This window comes from Methylobacterium goesingense (genome assembly GCF_022179225.1).
GTDB classification, from domain to species: Bacteria; Pseudomonadota; Alphaproteobacteria; order Rhizobiales; family Beijerinckiaceae; genus Methylobacterium; species Methylobacterium goesingense.
In genome coordinates, this window is the sequence record NZ_BPQL01000058.1 from 33,774 (window position 1) to 51,819 (window position 18,046).

The 18,046-nt window shown below is 69.9% G+C and carries 18 protein-coding genes; 15 read left to right on the forward strand and 3 right to left on the reverse strand.

Going from position 1 to position 18,046, the window contains the following annotated elements; translation table 11 throughout:
• The first annotated feature begins 6 nt into the window (after positions 1–6).
• From MFF30_RS11075 to MFF30_RS11100, 6 genes are all read left to right on the forward strand, one after another.
• Positions 7–528 carry a DUF6468 domain-containing protein gene (locus MFF30_RS11075; RefSeq protein ID WP_238279426.1) on the forward strand — a complete coding sequence of 174 codons (522 nt, stop codon included), beginning with the start codon at positions 7–9 and terminating at the stop codon, positions 526–528.
• Positions 525–1,307, forward strand: a complete 783-nt coding sequence (locus MFF30_RS11080; RefSeq protein ID WP_238279427.1) for a MotE family protein — start codon at positions 525–527, stop codon at positions 1,305–1,307. The genes MFF30_RS11075 and MFF30_RS11080 overlap by 4 nt, the downstream gene beginning before the upstream one ends.
• A 129-nt stretch (positions 1,308–1,436) precedes the next feature.
• On the forward strand, positions 1,437–2,108 hold the full coding sequence (locus tag MFF30_RS11085; RefSeq protein ID WP_238279485.1) for an invasion associated locus B family protein: 672 nt from the start codon (positions 1,437–1,439) through the stop codon (positions 2,106–2,108).
• A 100-nt stretch (positions 2,109–2,208) separates the two neighbouring features.
• Positions 2,209–2,610: a hypothetical protein gene (locus MFF30_RS11090; protein ID WP_238279428.1), complete on the forward strand. Its 402-nt coding sequence runs from the start codon at positions 2,209–2,211 to the stop codon at positions 2,608–2,610.
• A 124-nt stretch (positions 2,611–2,734) separates the two neighbouring features.
• A complete protein-coding gene (locus tag MFF30_RS11095) occupies positions 2,735–6,133 on the forward strand; it encodes a hypothetical protein (RefSeq protein WP_238279430.1) in 3,399 nt (1,132 codons plus the stop codon).
• 172 nt (positions 6,134–6,305) lie between these two features.
• Positions 6,306–6,479: a DUF3606 domain-containing protein gene (locus MFF30_RS11100; protein WP_238279432.1), complete on the forward strand. Its 174-nt coding sequence runs from the start codon at positions 6,306–6,308 to the stop codon at positions 6,477–6,479.
• 105 nt (positions 6,480–6,584) lie between these two features.
• On the opposite strand, the gene fliP is transcribed toward MFF30_RS11100, so the two are convergent.
• A complete protein-coding gene (gene fliP, locus MFF30_RS11105; protein WP_238279434.1) occupies positions 6,585–7,352 on the reverse strand; it encodes a flagellar type III secretion system pore protein FliP in 768 nt (255 codons plus the stop codon).
• Between the two features lie 88 nt (positions 7,353–7,440).
• Positions 7,441–8,922: a hypothetical protein gene (locus MFF30_RS11110; RefSeq protein WP_238279435.1), complete on the reverse strand. Its 1,482-nt coding sequence runs from the start codon at positions 8,920–8,922 to the stop codon at positions 7,441–7,443.
• A gap of 378 nt (positions 8,923–9,300) precedes the next feature.
• Between MFF30_RS11110 and MFF30_RS11115 the strand changes: the two genes are divergently transcribed.
• From MFF30_RS11115 to recA, 9 genes are all read left to right on the forward strand, one after another.
• Entirely contained in the window at positions 9,301–9,786 is a 486-nt protein-coding gene (locus MFF30_RS11115) for a nucleoside deaminase (RefSeq protein WP_238279436.1), read from the forward strand.
• Between the two features lie 302 nt (positions 9,787–10,088).
• Positions 10,089–10,511, forward strand: coding sequence for a flagellar basal body rod protein FlgB (gene flgB, locus MFF30_RS11120; RefSeq protein ID WP_238279437.1), 423 nt, complete (start codon positions 10,089–10,091; stop codon positions 10,509–10,511).
• A 35-nt stretch (positions 10,512–10,546) separates the two neighbouring features.
• Positions 10,547–10,957, forward strand: a complete 411-nt coding sequence (flgC, locus tag MFF30_RS11125) for a flagellar basal body rod protein FlgC (protein WP_238279438.1) — start codon at positions 10,547–10,549, stop codon at positions 10,955–10,957.
• Positions 10,958–10,986: 29 nt separating this feature from the next.
• Entirely contained in the window at positions 10,987–11,301 is a 315-nt protein-coding gene (gene fliE, locus MFF30_RS11130; RefSeq protein WP_238279439.1) for a flagellar hook-basal body complex protein FliE, read from the forward strand.
• Positions 11,302–11,388: 87 nt separating this feature from the next.
• Entirely contained in the window at positions 11,389–11,655 is a 267-nt protein-coding gene (fliQ, locus tag MFF30_RS11135; protein ID WP_238279440.1) for a flagellar biosynthesis protein FliQ, read from the forward strand.
• An 18-nt stretch (positions 11,656–11,673) separates the two neighbouring features.
• The gene (gene fliR, locus MFF30_RS11140; protein ID WP_238279441.1) at positions 11,674–12,438 is read left to right on the forward strand and encodes a flagellar biosynthetic protein FliR; all 765 of its coding nucleotides are present in this window, start codon (positions 11,674–11,676) and stop codon (positions 12,436–12,438) included.
• Between the two features lie 24 nt (positions 12,439–12,462).
• Complete coding sequence (gene flhB / locus MFF30_RS11145) at positions 12,463–13,530, forward strand: flagellar biosynthesis protein FlhB (RefSeq protein WP_238279443.1); 1,068 nt, start codon at positions 12,463–12,465, stop codon at positions 13,528–13,530.
• Positions 13,531–13,665: 135 nt separating this feature from the next.
• The gene (cckA, locus tag MFF30_RS11150; protein ID WP_238279444.1) at positions 13,666–16,347 is read left to right on the forward strand and encodes a cell cycle histidine kinase CckA; all 2,682 of its coding nucleotides are present in this window, start codon (positions 13,666–13,668) and stop codon (positions 16,345–16,347) included.
• Between the two features lie 145 nt (positions 16,348–16,492).
• Positions 16,493–17,584: a recombinase RecA gene (gene recA, locus MFF30_RS11155; protein ID WP_238279446.1), complete on the forward strand. Its 1,092-nt coding sequence runs from the start codon at positions 16,493–16,495 to the stop codon at positions 17,582–17,584.
• Positions 17,585–17,709: 125 nt separating this feature from the next.
• Here the strand turns inward: recA and MFF30_RS11160 are convergent, their stop codons facing one another.
• Positions 17,710–18,045, reverse strand: coding sequence for a c-type cytochrome (locus MFF30_RS11160; RefSeq protein ID WP_238279447.1), 336 nt, complete (start codon positions 18,043–18,045; stop codon positions 17,710–17,712).
• Between the last annotated feature and the right edge of the window lies 1 nt (position 18,046).

An 18,046-nucleotide genomic window follows, 5' to 3' on the forward strand; every position in this document is an offset into this window, starting at 1 on the left:
CCGCCCATGAGCCTCCTCGTCACCCTCACGGCCGACGTCCTCGTGGCGATCCTACTGGTCGCCAGCATCGTCTCCTCGGTGCGGCTGAGCCGGCGCATCACCAAGCTCAAGGCCGACGAGGCGGCCCTGCGCCAGACGATCGGCGACCTCGTCATGGCGAGTTCCACCGCCGAGCGCGCGATCGTGGGCCTGCGCGCCACCCTGGACGAATGCGACCGCACCCTGAGCGACCGCCTCGGCACCGCCGAGCGTTACGCCACGGATCTCGCCGCCCACGTGGAGGCTGGGGAAACGGTGATCGCCCGCATCGCCTCGATCGTGTCCCAGGCCGCCCCCGGCCGCGCCCCCCAGCGCGCCCCGGCTCCCGAGATCGTGGAGAGGCGCGACCCCAGCGAGATCGTCGTGGCGCCCATGCGCGCCGCCCCCGCCCCGGCGAGCCCCAACGGCGAGCGCCTCGGGGTCGCCGCCGCCGCCGCGCTCGCGATGTCGGAGCGGGCGCTCGGGCGCCTGCGGAGCAAGGCCGCGTGAAGCGACCCGGCCGCCTCGTCCGCTTTCCACAGCCGCGCCCCTTCCGGCTGCGGTTGATCGATGCCGTGACCCTGGCGGCCGCCGGCCTGCTCGTCCTCAAGCTCTCGGCCATCGCGGTCGAGGAAGCGAAGCCCGGCGCGCCCCTGCCGGATTTCGCCCGCGTCCTGGCCAAGGCCCGCACCAACTACGAGCCGTCGGACCCGGTAACGACGGGATCTGTGACCCCAAAGGAGCCGGAAAAATCCGCGCCGGAGCCGGAGAAGCCTGCGCCGCGTCCTCCGCCGCCGCCCGAGGCGATGCCGGCTTCCGAGCGGGCACTGCTGGAACGCCTGGCCGCGCGCCGGGACAGCTTGAAGCAGCGCAGCGAAGCGCTGGATCTGCGCGAGCAGCTCCTCGGCACCGCCGAACGCAAGCTCGAGGAGGGTGTCGACACCCTCAAGCAGGGCGAGGAAAAGGGTGAGGGCGGCGGGACCCAGCGCGCCGAGGCCGAACGGGCCGCCCTGAAGAACATCGTGACGATGTACGAGACCATGAAGCCGAAGGATGCCGCACGGGTGTTCGACCGGCTCAACCTGGAGGTGCTGGTTCCCATCGTGCTCGCCATGAACCCGCGCAAGATGGCCGAGGTGCTGGCCCTGATGCAATCGGAGCCGGCCGAGAAGCTGACCGTGGCCCTGGCCAACCGCGCCCGGGGCCAGGGCGCGTCCCCCGTGCCGACGGTGGCCTCGGGGCTCGGTCCCAACGAGCTTCCGGCGATCGAGCCCACCGGCCGGCGCTGAGAATCGGGATCGCTGCCCCCCGGGAAACATCCTCGCGGCGTCCCGCCTCCATTGCGCCGCGCGCCCTCGGCATTTAGGGGCAGGCCATCCGTGGGGCCAGGACGCGCCCTCCGGGTCCGGGGAGCCATCATCGTGACGTTCACCAGCCTGATCAGACCTCTCGCCGTCGTGGCGATCACGCTCGCCGCCGCGAGCCCGATCCGCGCACAGGACGCCGAGGCGCCCGAACCCGCGGCGGAAGCTCCCGCCAAGCCCAAGCCCCGCAAGCCCGTCCCCGCGAAACCGGCCCCTCCCAAGCCCGCTACGACGGCAGCCGCGACGCCTGCTGCCTCGACCCCGGCGGCCGTCTGGCCCGTCGGCGCGACGTCGCTGAGCGAGGTCTACGGGGACTGGACGGTGACGTGCGCCCGCGCCGACGTCTCCGTCGCAAAGACCGAATGCGCGGTGATGCAGGCCCAGGGCGCCAAGGGCCGGCGGGAATTCGCCATCGAGATCCGCCCGCCGTCCGATGGACGCGCGCCGGGCTTCATCCTGATGCCCCTCGGCCTCGCGATCGAGCCGGGGCTGACCTTCAAGCTCGACGACGCCGTCCTCGGCAAGGGCGCGCCCTACCTGTCCTGCAGCCAGGAGGGCTGTCTGGTGCCGATCGCCCTTCCGACGCTGGCGACCGACACCATGAAGACGGCCAAGAACCTCCTCGTCTCGGCGATGAAGCCCGAGTCGAAGGACCCGACCGTTATCAGCGTTCCGCTGGCCGGGTTCGCCCCGGCCCTGGCGCGTGCCACCGCCTTGACGAACTGAACGCCTGGGTCAATCCGGAACCTCAGCCCGTGGCGAGGCTGTGAAGGGCGCCTTCGGATCGATCCGGCGGCGCGATCGTCATCACGTCAGGAGACGCGCCATGATCCACCCCATGCTGGCCGCCGCGACCATCGCCGGACTGCTGCTCGGACAGGCGGTCGCCCAGGAGGCGCGCCCGCCCGGTCCCCCGGAGCCGCCCCCGGGTCCGGCCGCCCCGGAGACGCCGGCCGACCGCCAGAAGAACAACGCGGCCAAGCTCGCCGGGCTCGTGGCCTTCGTGCGCATCCATTGTCAGGATCTGCGCACGGACGACGCGCGCTTCCGCGGGGTGGTGACGGGGCTCGGCGTGCCCTTCGACGACCTCGAGGCCGGCGACCTTCATCTGCGGGCGCTGGCCTATGCGGATGTCTACGCCCGGGACATCCCGACGAACTGCACCCGTGCGGCGGAGAATTTCGGCGAGACCGGCCGCACCATTCCGCGCCTCTTCGCCAAGCGGTGACCCGCGCCGCGCCACAGCATTAATCGCGCGTTAGCCGCAACGGAGGAGAGTAGCGGAACTTGTAGCGTCCGGTGGCAGGTCCCGAGGAGGGATCGGCCGTCGATCGGGGTTGGCGTATCCTGCAATGGTTCTGCGTGCCGGTCCCGCGACACGACGGCGTCGGCCCTGGGCCGGCCTGTTCGCGGCGTCGCTGGTCGCCGGGAGCCTGTGGTGCGGCGGTGCCGCCGAGGCGGCACGCCTGACCAGCATCAAGGGTGCCCAGGCCGAGCGCTACGGGCGCATCGTGCTCAGCTTCGACAGCGCGGTCTCCGTCAAGGCGCGGGTCTCGGGCTCCGTGCTGGTACTGAGCTTCTCGGAGCGCTCGGGTGCCGCCGCCGAGCGCATCGCCATCGAGATGCCGGATTACGTCTCCGCGGTTCGGCGCGATCCCGACGGGACCGGCCTGCGCCTTGCCCTCCAGCGGCCCTACCGCGTCAACGTCCAGGAGGCGGGCGAGACCGTCTTTGTCGATCTCCTGCCGCAGGACTGGGCCGGGCTCCCGCCAGCCCTGCCGCCCGAAATCGTGGCCGAGCTGTTCCAGCGCACCCGCGCGGCGGAACTTGCCCTGAAGGTGGCGCGCCCGCCGGTCGAGCCGACGCCGCTGCGCCTCGAACTCGCGCAGCTTCCGACCCTGACCCGGCTCAGCCTGCGCCTGCCCCCCGGTGCCACGTCGCCCTTCGACACCGTCGGGGCGGCGACCCGCGTGACCGTACCTGGCGCGTGGCGGATCGACGAGGCCGCCACGCGTGGCCGGCTGAAGCCCGCCATCGAGTCCCTGCAGGTCGAGCCCGATCCCGCCGGCCCGCGCCTCCTCGTGACGCCGGCGCCCGGCTACGAGATCCGCACGTTCCGCGACGAGGACGGCGTCACGGTCGATGTCGCCCGCGTGCCGGCGCCGGACAAGGCCAAGTCGGGACAGGACAAGACCGCTCAGGACAAAACTCCTCAGGACGGCGCGGCTCCGGACAAGACAGGCGCCGAGGCGATCGCCGCGTCGCAGAAGGCCGCTGCCGATGGAGCGAAAGCGGCCGAGGCGTCGCGCCCGCGTAGCGCAACCGGCGTCGAGACCCGTGCGAGGCCGCCCGCCGATCCGGTCGTCCAACGCCCGGCGGGTCCTGGTGTGGTATTCCCGTTCCAGCGCATGCCCCCCGCCGCCCTGTTCGAGCGGGCCGGCATCGCCAACCTCGTCTTCGAGACCGCCGAGACTGTCACCGTGCCGGTCGGGGACGCGCTCCTCACGCCGTTGGGCCCGCCGCTGCGTCAGGGCCGCGTCACGGTGCTGCGCTTCCCAGTGCCCCGCGATCGCCTGTTCGACCTCGTCCCCGCCGGGCCGCAGGACGCACCCACCGGCTGGGAACTCGTGGCGAGCGAGAACCTCGCGGCGAGCGAATCCCTCGCGGCGATCCGCACCACGGACGCAGCGGGCCGCATCGCGGTCTCCGTTCACCTGCCGCGCCCGGGCGCGGCCTCATGGCTCGACCTCGACGGCGAGCGCATCGCGGTGGTGTCGGGTTACGGTCCGAAGCCGGCCGGCATCCCGAAGCGGCAGGTCTTCGTCGATTTCGAGTTGCTGCCGAGCCGGCAGGGTGTGGCCGTGCTGGCCCAGGCCGACGAACTCCGCGTGCGCCCCGACATCGACGGCGTCGCCATCGGCCGGGATGCCGGCATGGCCATCTCGGGCGTGGCCCGCGCCGTCGAAGGGCCCCTCGGCGTCCTGAACGATCTCGCGATCGAGCGGGCCCCCTGGGAGGCGGCCCAGCGCGGCGACGTGCGCGAATTGCTCCGCGATCAGCTTCAGGCCGCCGCCGACGCGCCCCGTGCCGCGCGCGGTCCGCTTCGGATGATGCTGGCGCGCAGCCTCCTCTCAAACCGCCTCGCGATCGAGGGCCTCGGCGTGTTGAAGGCCGCGGCCGGCGAGGATCCGGTTCTGGCCGGACAGCGCGACGTGCCGATGCTCACCGTCATCGGTAACGCGCTGATGGGCCGGATCGGGGATGCCCGCAGCGGTCTCACCGCCGAGATTCTCCGGAACGATCCGGAAGCACGCCTGTGGCAGGCTTATCTCGATGCCTTGGAGGGCCGCTGGTCGAGTGCCGACACCGGTTTCCGGGTGGCGGCGGGCGTGCTCGACCGCTACCCCGACGACCTTCAGTCGCTGTTGCGGGCCGCCGCCGCCGAGGCCGCAATCGAGACCGGCGACTGGGACGCGGCGAACCGGCAGATCATCGCCGCGACGCGGGGCGCCGACCGGCCGATTCAGGAAAACCTAGCCCTCCTGCGCGCCCGGATCGACGAGGTCACCGGACAGACCGTTGCGGCCCTCGATGCCTACGAGCGCCTGAGCGGGAGCACCGAACCGGGCATCGCAGCGGCAGCTCGGCTGCGCGCGACGATGCTGGGTCACGCCGCGGGCAAGATCCCGGTGGCGGAGGCCATCGACCGGCTCGAGGTGCTGACCCTGTCCTGGCACGGCGGCGACCTCGAGCCCCGGACCATCGCGAACCTCGCCAAGCTCTATGTCGAGGGCGGCCGCTGGCGCCAGGCATTCCTGACCGCGCGGCGCGCCGACGCCATGGGCCGGGACACGGCCCTGGTTCGGGAGGTGCACGACCTGGCGCAGGGCCTGTTCGACGACCTCTTCCTCGGCGAGCGGAGCGCGAAGCTCACCGGCATCGAGGCCCTTGCGCTGTATTTCGACTTCAAGGACTTCGCCCCGATCGGGCGCCGCGGCGACGAGATCGTGCGGCGCCTCGCGGACCGGCTGGTGGAGCTGGACCTGCTCGATTCTGCCGGCGAACTGCTTCAGCATCAGGTCGACCACCGCCTGAAGGGCGCGAGCCGGGCGAGCGTGGCCGCGCGCCTCGCCGCGATCCGACTGATGGACGACAAACCGCTCCAGGCGCTCCAGAGTCTCGACGTGACCTATCTGCCGGAACTGCCCGAGGACCTGCGCCGGGCGCGCTCACTCCTGCGCGCCCGGGCGCTTTCGGACCTGTCGCGCACCGACCTCGCCCTCGAGACCATCGAGGGGGAGCCCGGCCCGGACGCGGCCCGCCTGCGCGCCGACATCCTCTGGACCGGGCGGCGCTGGCGGGAGGCCGGTGAGGCGCATGAGGCCCTGGTGGGCGAGGCTTGGCGCCGGCGCGCGCCACTCGACGACACCTCTCGCACCGACATTCTCCGCACCGCCATCGCGTACGGGCTCGCGGGCGAGACGCTCGGCCTCGAACGGCTACGGGCGAAGTTCGCCGGTCCCATGGCCGAGAGCGTCGATGCCCGCACCTTCGCGCTCCTCACCCAGGCCAACGCCGTGCGCACCGCCGGCTTCCGTGAGATCGCCCAGAAGGCCACCAGCGCCGAGACCCTCCAGGCCTTCCTGTCGGAATATCGCAAGCGTTACCCCGAGAGCGCCGTTCCGGCGCCTGCCAAGCGCGACGCGGACGCCCGCGCCGATGCGCAAGGGCCGGCGACCCCGCCTGGCTGAGGCACCCGACTCGGCCACGCACGCGCCCGTGATGCTGCGGCGTAAAAGCCTCTCGCGATTCGTGAAATTCGCGTCGCGTCGCGGCAACAAAAGCGCGGAGGCGACGTTCTCAATCCAATCGCATCCCTCATTGCGGCGACCCCGACGCGCCCCGCACATCAAAGGCTTCGCCATGCTCACGGAACCTCTCGATTCGAAGTCCGGCAAGACCCATCTCGACATCTACGACAGCCAGCAACGCAGCACGATGGCCTCGCGCCTCGGCGTTTCCGAGGACCGCTTGAAGCGGGCCGTGCGTCTCGTGGGTAGCCGCATCACCACCCTGAAGAGCTACCTCGAGCGCTGATCCGGGCCGCGATACGGGATCGACATGTGAGGGCGCCCCTAAGGGGCGCCCTTTTGCGTTTGATGGGTGCTTTTGAAGGGGTGCTTCGCCGACGGGGGTCCGTGCTCAGACGCCGTAGCTCTGGATCAGCGATCCGGCCACCAGGGTCCAGCCGTCCACCAGGACGAAGAAGATCAGCTTGAAGGGCAGGGCGACGGTGGCCGGCGGCACCATCATCATGCCCACCGCCATCAGGATCGAGGCCACGACGAGGTCGATGATCAGGAACGGAATGAACAGCAGGAAGCCGATCTCGAAGGCCCGGCGCAGTTCCGAGATCATGAAAGCGGGAGTGAGGACTTCGAGCCCGACGGCCTCGGGTCCGGCCGGCAGCGGGGCCTTGGCCATGTCGAGGAAGAGCTTAAGGTCCTTCTCGCGGACGTTACGCAGCATGAAGGTCTTGAACGGAGCCGAGGCGCGCTCGAAGGCGACGCTCTGAGTGATCTGCCCGGCGATCAGCGGCTCGATGCCGGTGCGGTAAGCCTCCCGCCCCACCGGCGCCATCACGAAGGCGGTGAGAAACAGCGCCAGACTGGTGATGACCGCGTTGGGCGGCGCGCTTTGCGTGCCGAGCGCAGAGCGCAGGATCGACAGCACCACGATGATCCGCGTGAAGGACGTCGCCATCACGAGGACCGAAGGGGCCAGCGCCAGGACGGTGAGGAGCGCGACGAGCTGAAGCGCGCGCTCGGTGACACCGCCGGTGCCGAGATCGACCGAAAGGCTCTGGGCGTGCGCGGCCCCCGCCGCCAGGGTCAGGCCCGCCCCGGCGAGAATCGGCGGCGCGAAGCGGCGGCTCAGGCGACGGTTTGAGCGATATAGGGCGGGTATCATACCGATTCCGGTGGGTGCGACGCGGCTCGGCCGCGTGCTTCTCTTATCACCCAGGCCCCGGCGCGCACCCCCTTCGCGCCACGCGCGCCTAGTGCTTGCGGTCGAGGGGGCGTCCGAGCAGGCGGGCGAACTCGGCCTCGATTTCCTCCACCGAGAAGGGATTCGGGCTCGCGGGTGCCGGAGCAGGCGCGGGAGCGGGCGGCTCGGGCGGTGTCGGCAGAGGGGCCTCGGCCATGGGCGGGGAGTGCACCGGTTCCTCGATCCGAGGCGCATCCGCGACCACACCGTGGATCACCGGCTCCTCGTAGGACGTCACCGCGACGGGAGACTCCGGCGCGGGGAGATCGACGAAGACCGGTTCCGACGGCTCGGGCTCCTGCGCGGCGGAATGCGTCGCGGGCTCGGCTTCGCGGAACAGGCTCTCGTCCAACGCCTGTTCGGGTGTGGGCTCGGGCTGCGCGGCGGTAGCGGCCATTGCGGCGGCGATCGGGTCGACCGCTTCCGCAGGTTGCGGATGCTCCGGCCCGGGGGCGAGGACGGGTTCGGGCGGCGGTAGGTAGGCGTCCTGAGCGCGGTCGTGCGAAATCGGCTCGGGCTCGGGCTCGGGCTGGGTCGCAGCTTCCGGCTGATGCCCGGCTCCAACCTCGTGTGGTGCTTCCGGCTGGGGCGTGGCTTCGGTCGGCATGGGCGCGGCGGGACGCACGGCTGCCGAGGGCCGGCGCAGGGCCTCTTCCAATTGGCGCGCCATGTCGGACAGGATCGCGGCATCGATCGTCCGGGTGGCCGGCGGTGCGACCACCGGAGCGGGCGCATCGGGGAGCGGCGCGGGCACCGGCTCCGGTTGGCTCACGGGCATCCGGACCCGCTCGGCGAGGGCGGCGGGCACGAGGTTGACGAGGGACGGCGGTGCGCGGCGGATCACCCGCGCGAGCTGCGACTCCTTGCGGGGCGGCGCTTCGCTCGGCGGGGCAGGGCGGAACAGGTCTTCGGGGGCCGGCTGCGGCGGCAGGTCCAAGGGCCGCGCGACGGTGGGGATCGCCTCGGATCCGGGCATGGGTGCCGGCACCACGAGGGGCATCTCGAAGCTCTGCTCGCGATAGGCCATGGCTTGCCCCTGGGGCGGCAGAGCTTGCAGCGGGGAGGCCTGCGGCGGGGAGGCCTGCGGAAAGTCCACTTGGGGGTCGGGGCGCTGCGCGACCGGCGCGACCATGTCCTGAACGGGCTCGGAGGGTTCGTCGTAGGCGGTCTCGTCGGTCGCCAGACGGGCGTTCATGCCGCGTGTGATGTTGCGCTCGACCACGACATCGTTGGGGCCGCCGACGAGAAGCAGATGCTCGACGTTGTCGCGTCGCAGCAGGATCAACTGACGCTGGCGGTCCAGCTCGTAGATGTCCACGATTCCGAGTCGAGGCTGGCGCCCGCGCGCCGCGGTCTTGCTCGCGAAATCGGTGCCGCGTCCGGTGAAGCGCCGCAGCACGAGAAGGCCCGCCGCCAGAACCAGGAAGATGATCGCAAAGATGATCGCGAACTGAAGGGAGAAGGGTCCATCCGAGCTGAAGAACGATGACAAGACCGGGGTCTCTCGCTTTTAGGGGCTCGTGGCCCGACGCAACACTAGTGGTGTCAGTATCATGGCGCCGCCGGTGCAGGGCAATAACGTTAAGACTTCGTTAACAGGTCGTTTGTGGGGATCCGTCTCGCTTCGGTGCCACAAGGGCTTGCACGACGGTGCCACAAGGGCTTGCACGACCGCCGAGGCCCGCCGGCCGCTCCGATCACGGGCCGGCGGCTAGGCCGTTTCCCGGAGGCGGAGCCGGGACCGCCCTGAACCGAGAGATCCCCGCGGGATCGGGGCAGCCGCACGGCGCCATTTGAAGCGGGTCACGGATCGGAACCCCGTACGGGTGCCGCCGCGTTGGCGTTCGGATGTGTGAGGGAGACCGGACCCGTGCCCCCAGAAGATACCCGCCACGACGATCATCTGCGCGATGCCGTCATCCTGGCCCGTGAGAATGTCCGCTCGGGCGGTCGGCCCTACGGGGCGGTGATCGTGCGCGATGGAACGGTGCTGGCCCGGTCGGTGAACACGATCGCGCTGACCAACGACCCAACCGATCACGCCGAGATGGTGGCCTTGCGCGAGGTCAGCCGCCGCCTGGGCACGCCGAAGCTTGAGGGTTGCATCGTATACGCCAGCGGAAGGCCCTGCTCGATGTGCCACGCGGCCATGCGCCTGTCCGGCATCCGCGAGGCCTATTTCGCCTTCAGCGCGGAGGAGGGGGAGGAATACGGACTCCTCGGTGCCGGCATCTACGCCGAGTTGTGCCGTCCCCTGGCCGATCAGCCGATGCGGGTGGCGCACCGCCCGGTCGTGGAGCCGGAGCACCCCTACGCCCTTTGGCGCGATCGCCAATCCCTCGCGCGGGAGAGCTGAGCCGGCGATCGTGCAGCGCTGGATCCCCTTCCTGGCGGCGGCGCTAACCGTCGGAGGGGCTCTGGAGCCGAGGCGCGATGCGCGTCCGGCAACAGCCGCCTGTGTGCCCCTGAACCCCACCGTCTCCCCGCCGCCGGAATGCCTTCAGGCCCGCCCGCCGACGCAGCGCGAGCCCTGACCCCGCAGCGCCGATCTCCCGGCCGATCTCCCGGCAGATCTTAACGCGGCGTTAACCATGGGGGCGGCAGATTTTGCCGGTCCCACCGGGCAGATTCTTCCGTGTGTGGGGAGGGGTCGCCACCATGTCCGTCACCGACCTTTCCATCCTCGGCATGCTGCGCACGCGCATGCAGTGGCACCAGACCCGCCAGAAGTTGATCGCCGAGAACGTAGCCAACGCGGACATGCCGGGTTTCAAGCCGCGCGACCTCGCGAACCCTGAAATCGGCCGCCCCGGCGGCGCTCTCGCGCAGCCGGCGGGTGCTGCCACGGGCGGGGGCCTCGCGGTGACCAACGCCGCCCATATCGGGCCCGCCGGAGGACCGGAGGGGCCGGGCGCCGATCCGCGCCGGGTGAAGGGCTTCGAGATCCGGCCAAGCGGCAACGGCGTCAATCTCGAGGAAGAGATGATGAAGGCCGGCGAAAACCAGGCGGATTACCAGATGGCCGCCTCACTCTATCAGAAGAGCCTCGATACCCTGAAGATCGCCATCGGAAAGCGCTGAGCGATGACATCGGCTGACCGGACGGAGGGCGCCCCGTGGACTTCCTGAAATCTCTGACCAGTGCCGCTTCGGGGCTCAAGGCCCAGTCGAGCCGGATGCGGGTCATCGCCGAAAACATCGCCAACGCGGATTCAGCGCCCACCGCCCCCGGCGCCGAGCCCTACCGCCGCAAGATCCCGACCTTCCGCAGCCAGGTCGACCAGGAGACCGGTGCATCCGTGATCGAAACGGGGCGCGTCCGCCGCGACACCGCGCCGTTCCGCACCAAGTACGAACCCGGCAACCCGAACGCCAACGCCAGGGGCGAGGTCGCGATGCCCAACGTCAACGGGCTGATCGAGAACATGGACATGCGCGAGGCCCAGCGCTCCTACGAGGCCAACCTCAACATGATCACGGCGACCCGCCGCATGGTCGCCAGGACGCTCGAGATCCTCAAGGCCTGAACCTTCGCTTCACCTGAAAGCCTGCCGCCATGACCACCAACGCCTTCGCCGCCGGCGCCTACGCGGCGATCCAGAACATCGGTGCCAAGGGCGCGCCCAAGCTCGCGCCGGCCTCTCAGACTGCGGGCTCGAACTTCACGTCGCTCCTGTCCTCGACCCTGGAATCCGTCGGCGAGGCGGGGCGCCGAGCCGACGGCCAGGCCATGGCGGTTGCGGGGGGCAAGGCCAACGTCGTCGATGTCGTCACCGCCGTGGCCGAGAGCGAGACCGCCCTGCAGACCCTCGTGGCCGTGCGCGACCGCGTGATCTCGGCCTACGAGGAAATCATGCGCATGCAGATCTAGCCCGGAGATCCGGACCGACCGCAGGCCCCTTTTTTCGTATCCCGCTTTCGTATCCCGTTCGCTCAGCCGCGAGATGACATCCCCACCATGACCGGTCTCGCCATCATCGACGTCGCCCGCGACGGAATCTTCGTCTTCCTCAAGGTCGCCGGTCCGAGCATGATCGTGGCCCTGGTGGTCGGGCTCGTGGTCTCCCTGGTCCAGGCACTGACGCAGATCCAGGAGCAGACCCTGATCTACGTGCCCAAGATCGTGGCGGTGTTCGCCACCCTGCTCCTGACGCTGCCCTTCATGGGCGATGCGCTTGGCGGCTACATGACGCGCATCGCGGCCCGCATCGTGTCCGGCGGCTAGAGCCTGCTATGAGAGGCCATGAACCTCCTCCTGCCGGGCATCGCGGCGGCCTACCTCCTCACCTTCGCGCGGATCGGCACCATGGTGATGCTGATGCCGGGTATCGGCGAGCAGATGGTCTCGCCGCGCCTGCGCCTCGCCTTCGCGCTGCTGCTGACGCTGATCCTGTTCCCGACCGTGCGTCCGCTCCTACCGATGCAGGGCGGTGCCATCGCGGGGCCGGGCCTAATCGCGCTCCTCATCGGCGAATTGCTGGTGGGCCTCATGCTCGGACTGACGGTACGCATGCTGCTCGCCGCCCTGCAGACGGGGGGCATGATCATCTCGCAGCAGCTCGGTTTGTCCTACGCCATGACGGTGGACCCGACGCAGGGCGGACAGCAGGCGGCGATCGGCAACTTCCTGACCCTTCTGGGGGTCACGCTGATCATGGCGAGCGACCTGCACCACGTGGCCCTGGACGCGATCGGGCGCAGCTACGTGCTGCTGCCGCCGGACGGGGTGCCGGGCCTCGGGGAGGCGGCGAGCCTCGCCCTCAAGGCGGTCACGCGGGGCTTCGCGCTGGGCGTGCAGATCGCCGCGCCCTTCATCGCCTTCGGCATCCTGTTCAATATGGGTCTCGGCGTGCTGGCGCGCCTGATGCCCCAGATGCAGGTGTTCTTCGTGGCCGTGCCGGCCTCGGTCCTCATCGGCATGCTGGTGCTGTTCGGCAGCCTCGGCGTGATGATGGGCGTCTTCCTGGACGATATCGGGCGCTATCTCGGCGATCTCACCGGGCGCTGAGCCCGAGCCGGGGGGCTTGATCCGATGTCGGACGAGGCCGATCCGGAGGACAAGACCGAAGACCCGACCCCGCGACGGATCGAGAAGGCGATCGAGCAGGGCAATGTTCCCAACAGCCCCGAGATCAACACCTTCTTCATCCTGGCCGCCTTCACCATGGCGCTGCTGATGGCCTCCGGCTCCATCGCGCAAGGGCTTCTGGCGAGCCTGCGCGGCTTCCTGATGAACGCGCACCAGGTCCCCTCGGACCCGACCGCCTACACCGAGATGGGCATCCGCATGCTCATCATCTGCGCGCAGGCGCTGGTGGTGCCCGTGGCCCTCGTGGTGGTGGCCGGGCTCGCGGCGGGCTTCGCGCAGCACCCGTTCGTGTTCAGCACCGAGGCCCTGGGTCCGAAGTGGGACCGGATCTCGCCCATGGCCGGGGTCAAGCGCATCTTCGGCATGCAGGCGCTGTTCCAATTCGTGAAGGGGCTGGCCAAGCTCGGCATGGTGGGCATCGTCGGCGGCACCATCCTGTGGGGCGAGCGCGACCAGCTCGAGGTGTTCGTGCGCCTCGATCCCATCGCCATCCTGGCGACCATCCTCGGCCTCGCCCTGAAGATGATGGCCGGCATGCTCTGCGTCTTCGTCGCCATCGCGCTCGGTGACGCGCTCTACCAGCGTTACAGCTGGCGCCAGCGTCTGCGCATGTCCAAGGAGGAGATGAAGCAGGAGCACAAGGAGAGCGAGGGCAGCCCCGAGGTGAAGGGCCGCATGAAGCAGTTGCGCGCCCAGCGCGTGAAGAAGCGCATGATGGCGGCCGTGCCCGACGCCACCGTCATCGTCACCAACCCGACCCACTACGCCGTGGCCCTGCGCTACGAGGCCGGCATGGCCGCGCCGATCTGCGTCGCCAAGGGCGTCGACAGCCTCGCCCTCAAGATCCGCGCGGTCGCCAAGGAGCACGACGTGCCCATCCTGGAGAACCCGCCGCTCGCCCGCGCCCTGCACGCCACCGTGGAGATCGACCAGGAGATCCCCGCCGAGCATTATCGGGCGGTGGCGGAAGTCATCGGGTACGTGATGCGCCTGCGCCGTCGCGTCGCGTGAGGAGTCGCGCTCGGGCCCGCCACCCTTTATGCACCTTCTTTCATGAGAATTCCCGGCAACTTGCGCCGGTTTGCCCTTGTCGCGACGCCGAGCGGGGCGCTAACCGGAATGGCTTCAGGAGTGGATCGGCGGCGGATGGGCGAGTTCAGCGGACCGGGTAAGCCCGCGTCGAACGCGATCGATCGTTCCGAGCGGCCGGGGCGGGTGGGCCTGCTGCTCGTGCTGGCGGGGCTCCTCGTCGGCGCGGCGGTGGGTCTGTCCTTCGTGGCCAACGAGCAGGCGCAGCCGCTCATCCTCGGCCTGCTGGCGCTCCTGGCCATGGCGGGCGTGTTCTGCCTCTTCGCCCTCGCCATCGGGGCGATCCAGCTCGGGGGGCAGACCGCGCGCGACGACATCACCAAGGCCATCGTGGACGCGGCGCCCGACGGCGCCATCGTGGTGGAGGAGGGCGGACGCCTCATCTACGCCAACGAATCCTACCTGCGCATCGCCGGGGGCGAGACCTTCGCGAGCCTGCCGCCGGTGGAACGGGTCTTCGTCGGCTCGCCCGAGGTCTCCGAGGCGGTCTACCGCCTGGCCCAGGCCGCCCGCGACGGGCTCGGCCATTCGGAAGAGATCCGGATGGCGCCGCCGCCCGGCGGTCCCGAGCGCGCCTTCGCGTGGTTCCGGATCGGGGTGCGGCCCATCGAGCGGCCGCGCCGGCCCGCCACCCTGTGGACGGTGAGCGACATCACGCACGAGCGCGAGCGCCAGGAAAACGTCTTCCAGGAACTTCAGCACGCGATCGATTACCTCGACCACGCGCCCGCCGGCTTCCTGTCGATCGATCCGGCCGGCTCGATCGTCTACATGAACGCGACACTGGCGGCCTGGCTCGGCTACGACCTCGCCACGGTCGGCTCCGGGGGCCTGCGCCTGCCCGAGATCGCGCCGGGCGCCGACATGCTCACCGCCTCCGAGGGCCTGCCCGGCGAGGTCCGCACCGACCGCTTCGACCTCGACCTGCGCCGCCGCAACGGACATCCGCTGCCGACCCGCCTCTACCACCGCGTCGCCTTCGGTCAGGACGGCCGGCCCGGTCCCTCGCGCACCTTCGTGCTCAACCGTTCGGCGGGTGCCGAGACCGACGAGCCGCAGCGCGTGGCCGAGGTGCGCCTCGCACGCTTCCTCAACAACAGCCCCATCGCGATCGCGACCCTGGACCAGGCCGGACACATCGCCCGGGCCAACACCTCCTTCGCCCGGCTGTTCGGCGGCCTGCCGCGCCAGGCCCTGCCGGACGGACGCAACGAGCTGCACAGCGAGCCCACCATGTGGGACGCGGTGGCCGAGCGAGACCGGGCCGGCCTGGAGGCCGCCCTCGCCAAGGCGGCGGCCGGTCTGGTCGAGGTGGCGCCGATCGAGATTGCCCTCGCGGGTCCGGGCACGCGCTCGGCCCGGGTCTGGCTCAGCCCGGCCGGTGGCGAGCCGGCCGGAACCTCGCGAGACGACGAGGAGACCGGCAAGAACGACCGCGAGCGCGTCATCCTCTACGCTCTCGACACCACGGCTCAGCGCCAGCTCGAACAGCAAGTCGCCCAGGCGCAGAAGATGGACACGGTGGGCCAGCTCGCCGGCGGCATCGCGCACGACTTCAACAACGTCCTCCAGGCCATCATCGGCTACTCGGACCTGCTGCTGGCCAGCCACAGGCCGACCGACCCGGCCTTCCAGGACATCATGCAGATCAAGCAGAACGCGAACCGGGCCGCGAGCCTGGTGCGCCAGCTGCTCGCGTTCTCGCGCCGCCAGACCCTGCGCCCGGAGGTGATGAATGTCGGCGAGGCGCTCTCCGACCTCACGCTGCTCCTGAAGCGCCTGCTCGGCGAGCGCGTCGACCTCGACCTCAAGCACGGACGCGACATCTGGCCGATCAAGGCCGACGTGAACCAGTTCGAGCAGGTCATCGTGAACCTGGCGGTCAACGCCCGCGACGCGATGCCGGAGGGTGGACGCCTGCTCATCCGCACCGCCAACGTGACGCACGACGCCGTGCCGGTGGAGAACCGCCTGGGCATGCCGACCGGCGACCACGTGCTGATCGAGGTGCTCGACACGGGACAGGGCATTCCGCCCGACGTGATGGAGAAGATCTTCGAGCCGTTTTTCACCACGAAGGAGATCGGCAAGGGCACCGGCCTCGGGCTCTCGACGGTGTTCGGCATCGTCAAGCAGAGCGGCGGTACCATCGACGTGCGCTCGACAGTGGGGGAGGGCACCGCCTTCCGGATCTACTTCCCGCGCCACGAGCCGAGCGCCGAGCCGGCTCCGGAGCCCGAGATCGCGCTTGCGCCCCCCGCCGGCCAGAGCAGCGCCGCCATCGCGGCGAGCCGGCTGAAGGGCGCGCCGGAGCTGGCACGGCCCGAGGCCGGCAAGCCCGCGCCGCGCAAGGTCGCGCAGGACCATACCGGCCAGGGCGTGATCCTGCTTGTGGAGGACGAGGACCCCGTGCGCGCCGTCAACAGCCGTGCCCTCTCGGCACGCGGTTATACGGTGCTGGAAGCGGCCTCCGGCCTCGACGCGCTCCGCATCATCGCCGAGACCAAGGAGACCATCGACCTCGTCGTGTCGGACGTAGTGATGCCCGAGATGGACGGGCCGACCCTGCTGCGCGAGCTCCGCAAGCAATCTCCCGACCTCAAGGTGATCTTCGTCTCCGGCTACGCCGAGGATGCCTTCCGCAAGAACCTGCCGGACGGTGAGGATTTCAACTTCCTGCCCAAGCCGTTCAGCCTGAAGCAGCTCGTCGAGACCGTGAAGGAAACGATCGCCCGCTAGCGTTCGCCGGCACACGAAGATTCACCCGGTGAACCCCCGGAATCTTCGTGTGCCGGCCTTGTTCAATGAGAACAAAACAGGTACATAATCGGCATCCGAGGCGCATTGAGCCTTGCTCCTCCCCCATGCATAAGGATGCCGACGAATGGCCCAGCCCGCGCTGAAAGTTGTGGAATCCCCGATGGTGGACAAGGACAAGGCCAAGGCGATCGACGCCGCGCTGTCGCAGATCGAGCGGGCCTTCGGCAAAGGCTCGATCATGCGCCTGGGCAAGAACGCCCAAGTCGCGGAAGTCGAGGTGATCTCCACCGGCTCGATCGGCCTCGACATCGCGCTCGGCGTCGGCGGCCTGCCGCGCGGCCGCGTCATCGAGATTTACGGACCCGAATCGTCTGGCAAGACCACGCTGGCTCTGCACACCATCGCGGAGGCCCAGAAGAAGGGCGGCGTCTGCGCCTTCGTGGATGCCGAGCATGCCCTCGACCCAATCTATGCGCGCAAGCTCGGCGTGCAGCTGGACGATCTCCTGATCTCGCAGCCCGACACCGGCGAGCAGGCCCTGGAGATCACCGACACCCTGGTGCGCTCGGGCGCCATCGACGTGCTGGTGGTGGATTCGGTGGCCGCGCTGACGCCGCGGGCCGAGATCGAGGGCGAGATGGGCGATAGCCAGCCCGGTCTTCAGGCGCGCCTGATGAGCCAGGCCTTGCGCAAGCTCACGGGCTCGATCTCGCGCTCCAAGTGCATGGTCATCTTCATCAACCAGATCCGCATGAAGATCGGCGTGATGTACGGCAGCCCCGAGACGACCACGGGCGGCAACGCCCTGAAGTTCTACGCCTCGGTGCGCCTCGACATCCGCCGCGTCTCGACCCTGAAGGATCGCGACGAAGCCATCGGCAACCAGGTCCGCGTCAAGGTCGTGAAGAACAAGGTCGCGCCGCCCTTCAAGCAGGTCGAGTTCGACATCATGTTCGGCGAGGGCGTCTCGAAGGTCGGCGAGCTCATCGACCTCGGGGTCAAGGCCGGCATCGTCGAGAAATCCGGCGCCTGGTTCTCCTATGCGAGCCAGCGTCTCGGCCAGGGGCGCGAGAACTCGAAGGGCTTCCTGCGCGACAACCCAGAGATCGCCGGCAAGATCGAGGCGTCGATCCGTCAGAATTCCGGCCTTGTCGCCGAGAAGATCCTCGAGAACGCCAAGCCGACCGAGGACGACCTCGACGAGGGCGAGGCCTGAGACCATCCCCTCCGCCCACGAGGCGGGAGGGGCCATCGCAGGAAAGGCCGCCGGGGCGTACCCGGCGGCCTTTCTTATTTCGAGCATCCCGTGTTCCGTGAAGCCACGGTGGACGCGGCCGGGACCTAGCCCGGCGGGAGCACATCGACCTGGATCGACGCGTAGTAGGCCGCCAGATCGGCGATCTCCCCGTCGCTCAGGGGTTTGGCCACCACGTTCATGATCTCGTTGCGGCGGCCACCGTCCCGATACTCCGTCAGCGCCTTGACCAGATAGGGCTCGACCTGTCCGGAGAGGTTCGGCGCCTCGGGCAGCTTCGAGACCCCGTCGAGGCCGTGGCAGGTCTGGCAGGCGATGGCGGACTTGCGGCCGGCCTTCGCGTCACCGGCCCCGGCCTCGGTCGACACGACGGCGACGGCGAGCCCGCAGAGCAGACCCGCAATGAGACGAGCGGGCGTCATG

What these genes read in the sequence shown, in the direction of transcription:
- MFF30_RS11100 (WP_238279432.1), top strand. Translation starts at nt 6,306, where the DNA reads ATGCTCACGGAACCTCTCGATTCGAAGTCCGGCAAGACCCATCTCGAC.
- fliR (WP_238279441.1), top strand. Translation starts at nt 11,674, where the DNA reads ATGAACCTCCTCCTGCCGGGCATCGCGGCGGCCTACCTCCTCACCTTC.
- fliQ (WP_238279440.1), top strand. Translation starts at nt 11,389, where the DNA reads ATGACCGGTCTCGCCATCATCGACGTCGCCCGCGACGGAATCTTCGTC.
- MFF30_RS11090 (WP_238279428.1), top strand. Translation starts at nt 2,209, where the DNA reads ATGATCCACCCCATGCTGGCCGCCGCGACCATCGCCGGACTGCTGCTC.
- MFF30_RS11075 (WP_238279426.1), top strand. Translation starts at nt 7, where the DNA reads ATGAGCCTCCTCGTCACCCTCACGGCCGACGTCCTCGTGGCGATCCTA.
- flgB (WP_238279437.1), top strand. Translation starts at nt 10,089, where the DNA reads ATGTCCGTCACCGACCTTTCCATCCTCGGCATGCTGCGCACGCGCATG.
- fliP (WP_238279434.1), bottom strand. Translation starts at nt 7,352, where the DNA reads ATGATACCCGCCCTATATCGCTCAAACCGTCGCCTGAGCCGCCGCTTC.
- MFF30_RS11095 (WP_238279430.1), top strand. Translation starts at nt 2,735, where the DNA reads ATGGTTCTGCGTGCCGGTCCCGCGACACGACGGCGTCGGCCCTGGGCC.
- flhB (WP_238279443.1), top strand. Translation starts at nt 12,463, where the DNA reads ATGTCGGACGAGGCCGATCCGGAGGACAAGACCGAAGACCCGACCCCG.
- MFF30_RS11160 (WP_238279447.1), bottom strand. Translation starts at nt 18,045, where the DNA reads ATGACGCCCGCTCGTCTCATTGCGGGTCTGCTCTGCGGGCTCGCCGTC.
- cckA (WP_238279444.1), top strand. Translation starts at nt 13,666, where the DNA reads ATGGGCGAGTTCAGCGGACCGGGTAAGCCCGCGTCGAACGCGATCGAT.
- recA (WP_238279446.1), top strand. Translation starts at nt 16,493, where the DNA reads ATGGCCCAGCCCGCGCTGAAAGTTGTGGAATCCCCGATGGTGGACAAG.
- fliE (WP_238279439.1), top strand. Translation starts at nt 10,987, where the DNA reads ATGACCACCAACGCCTTCGCCGCCGGCGCCTACGCGGCGATCCAGAAC.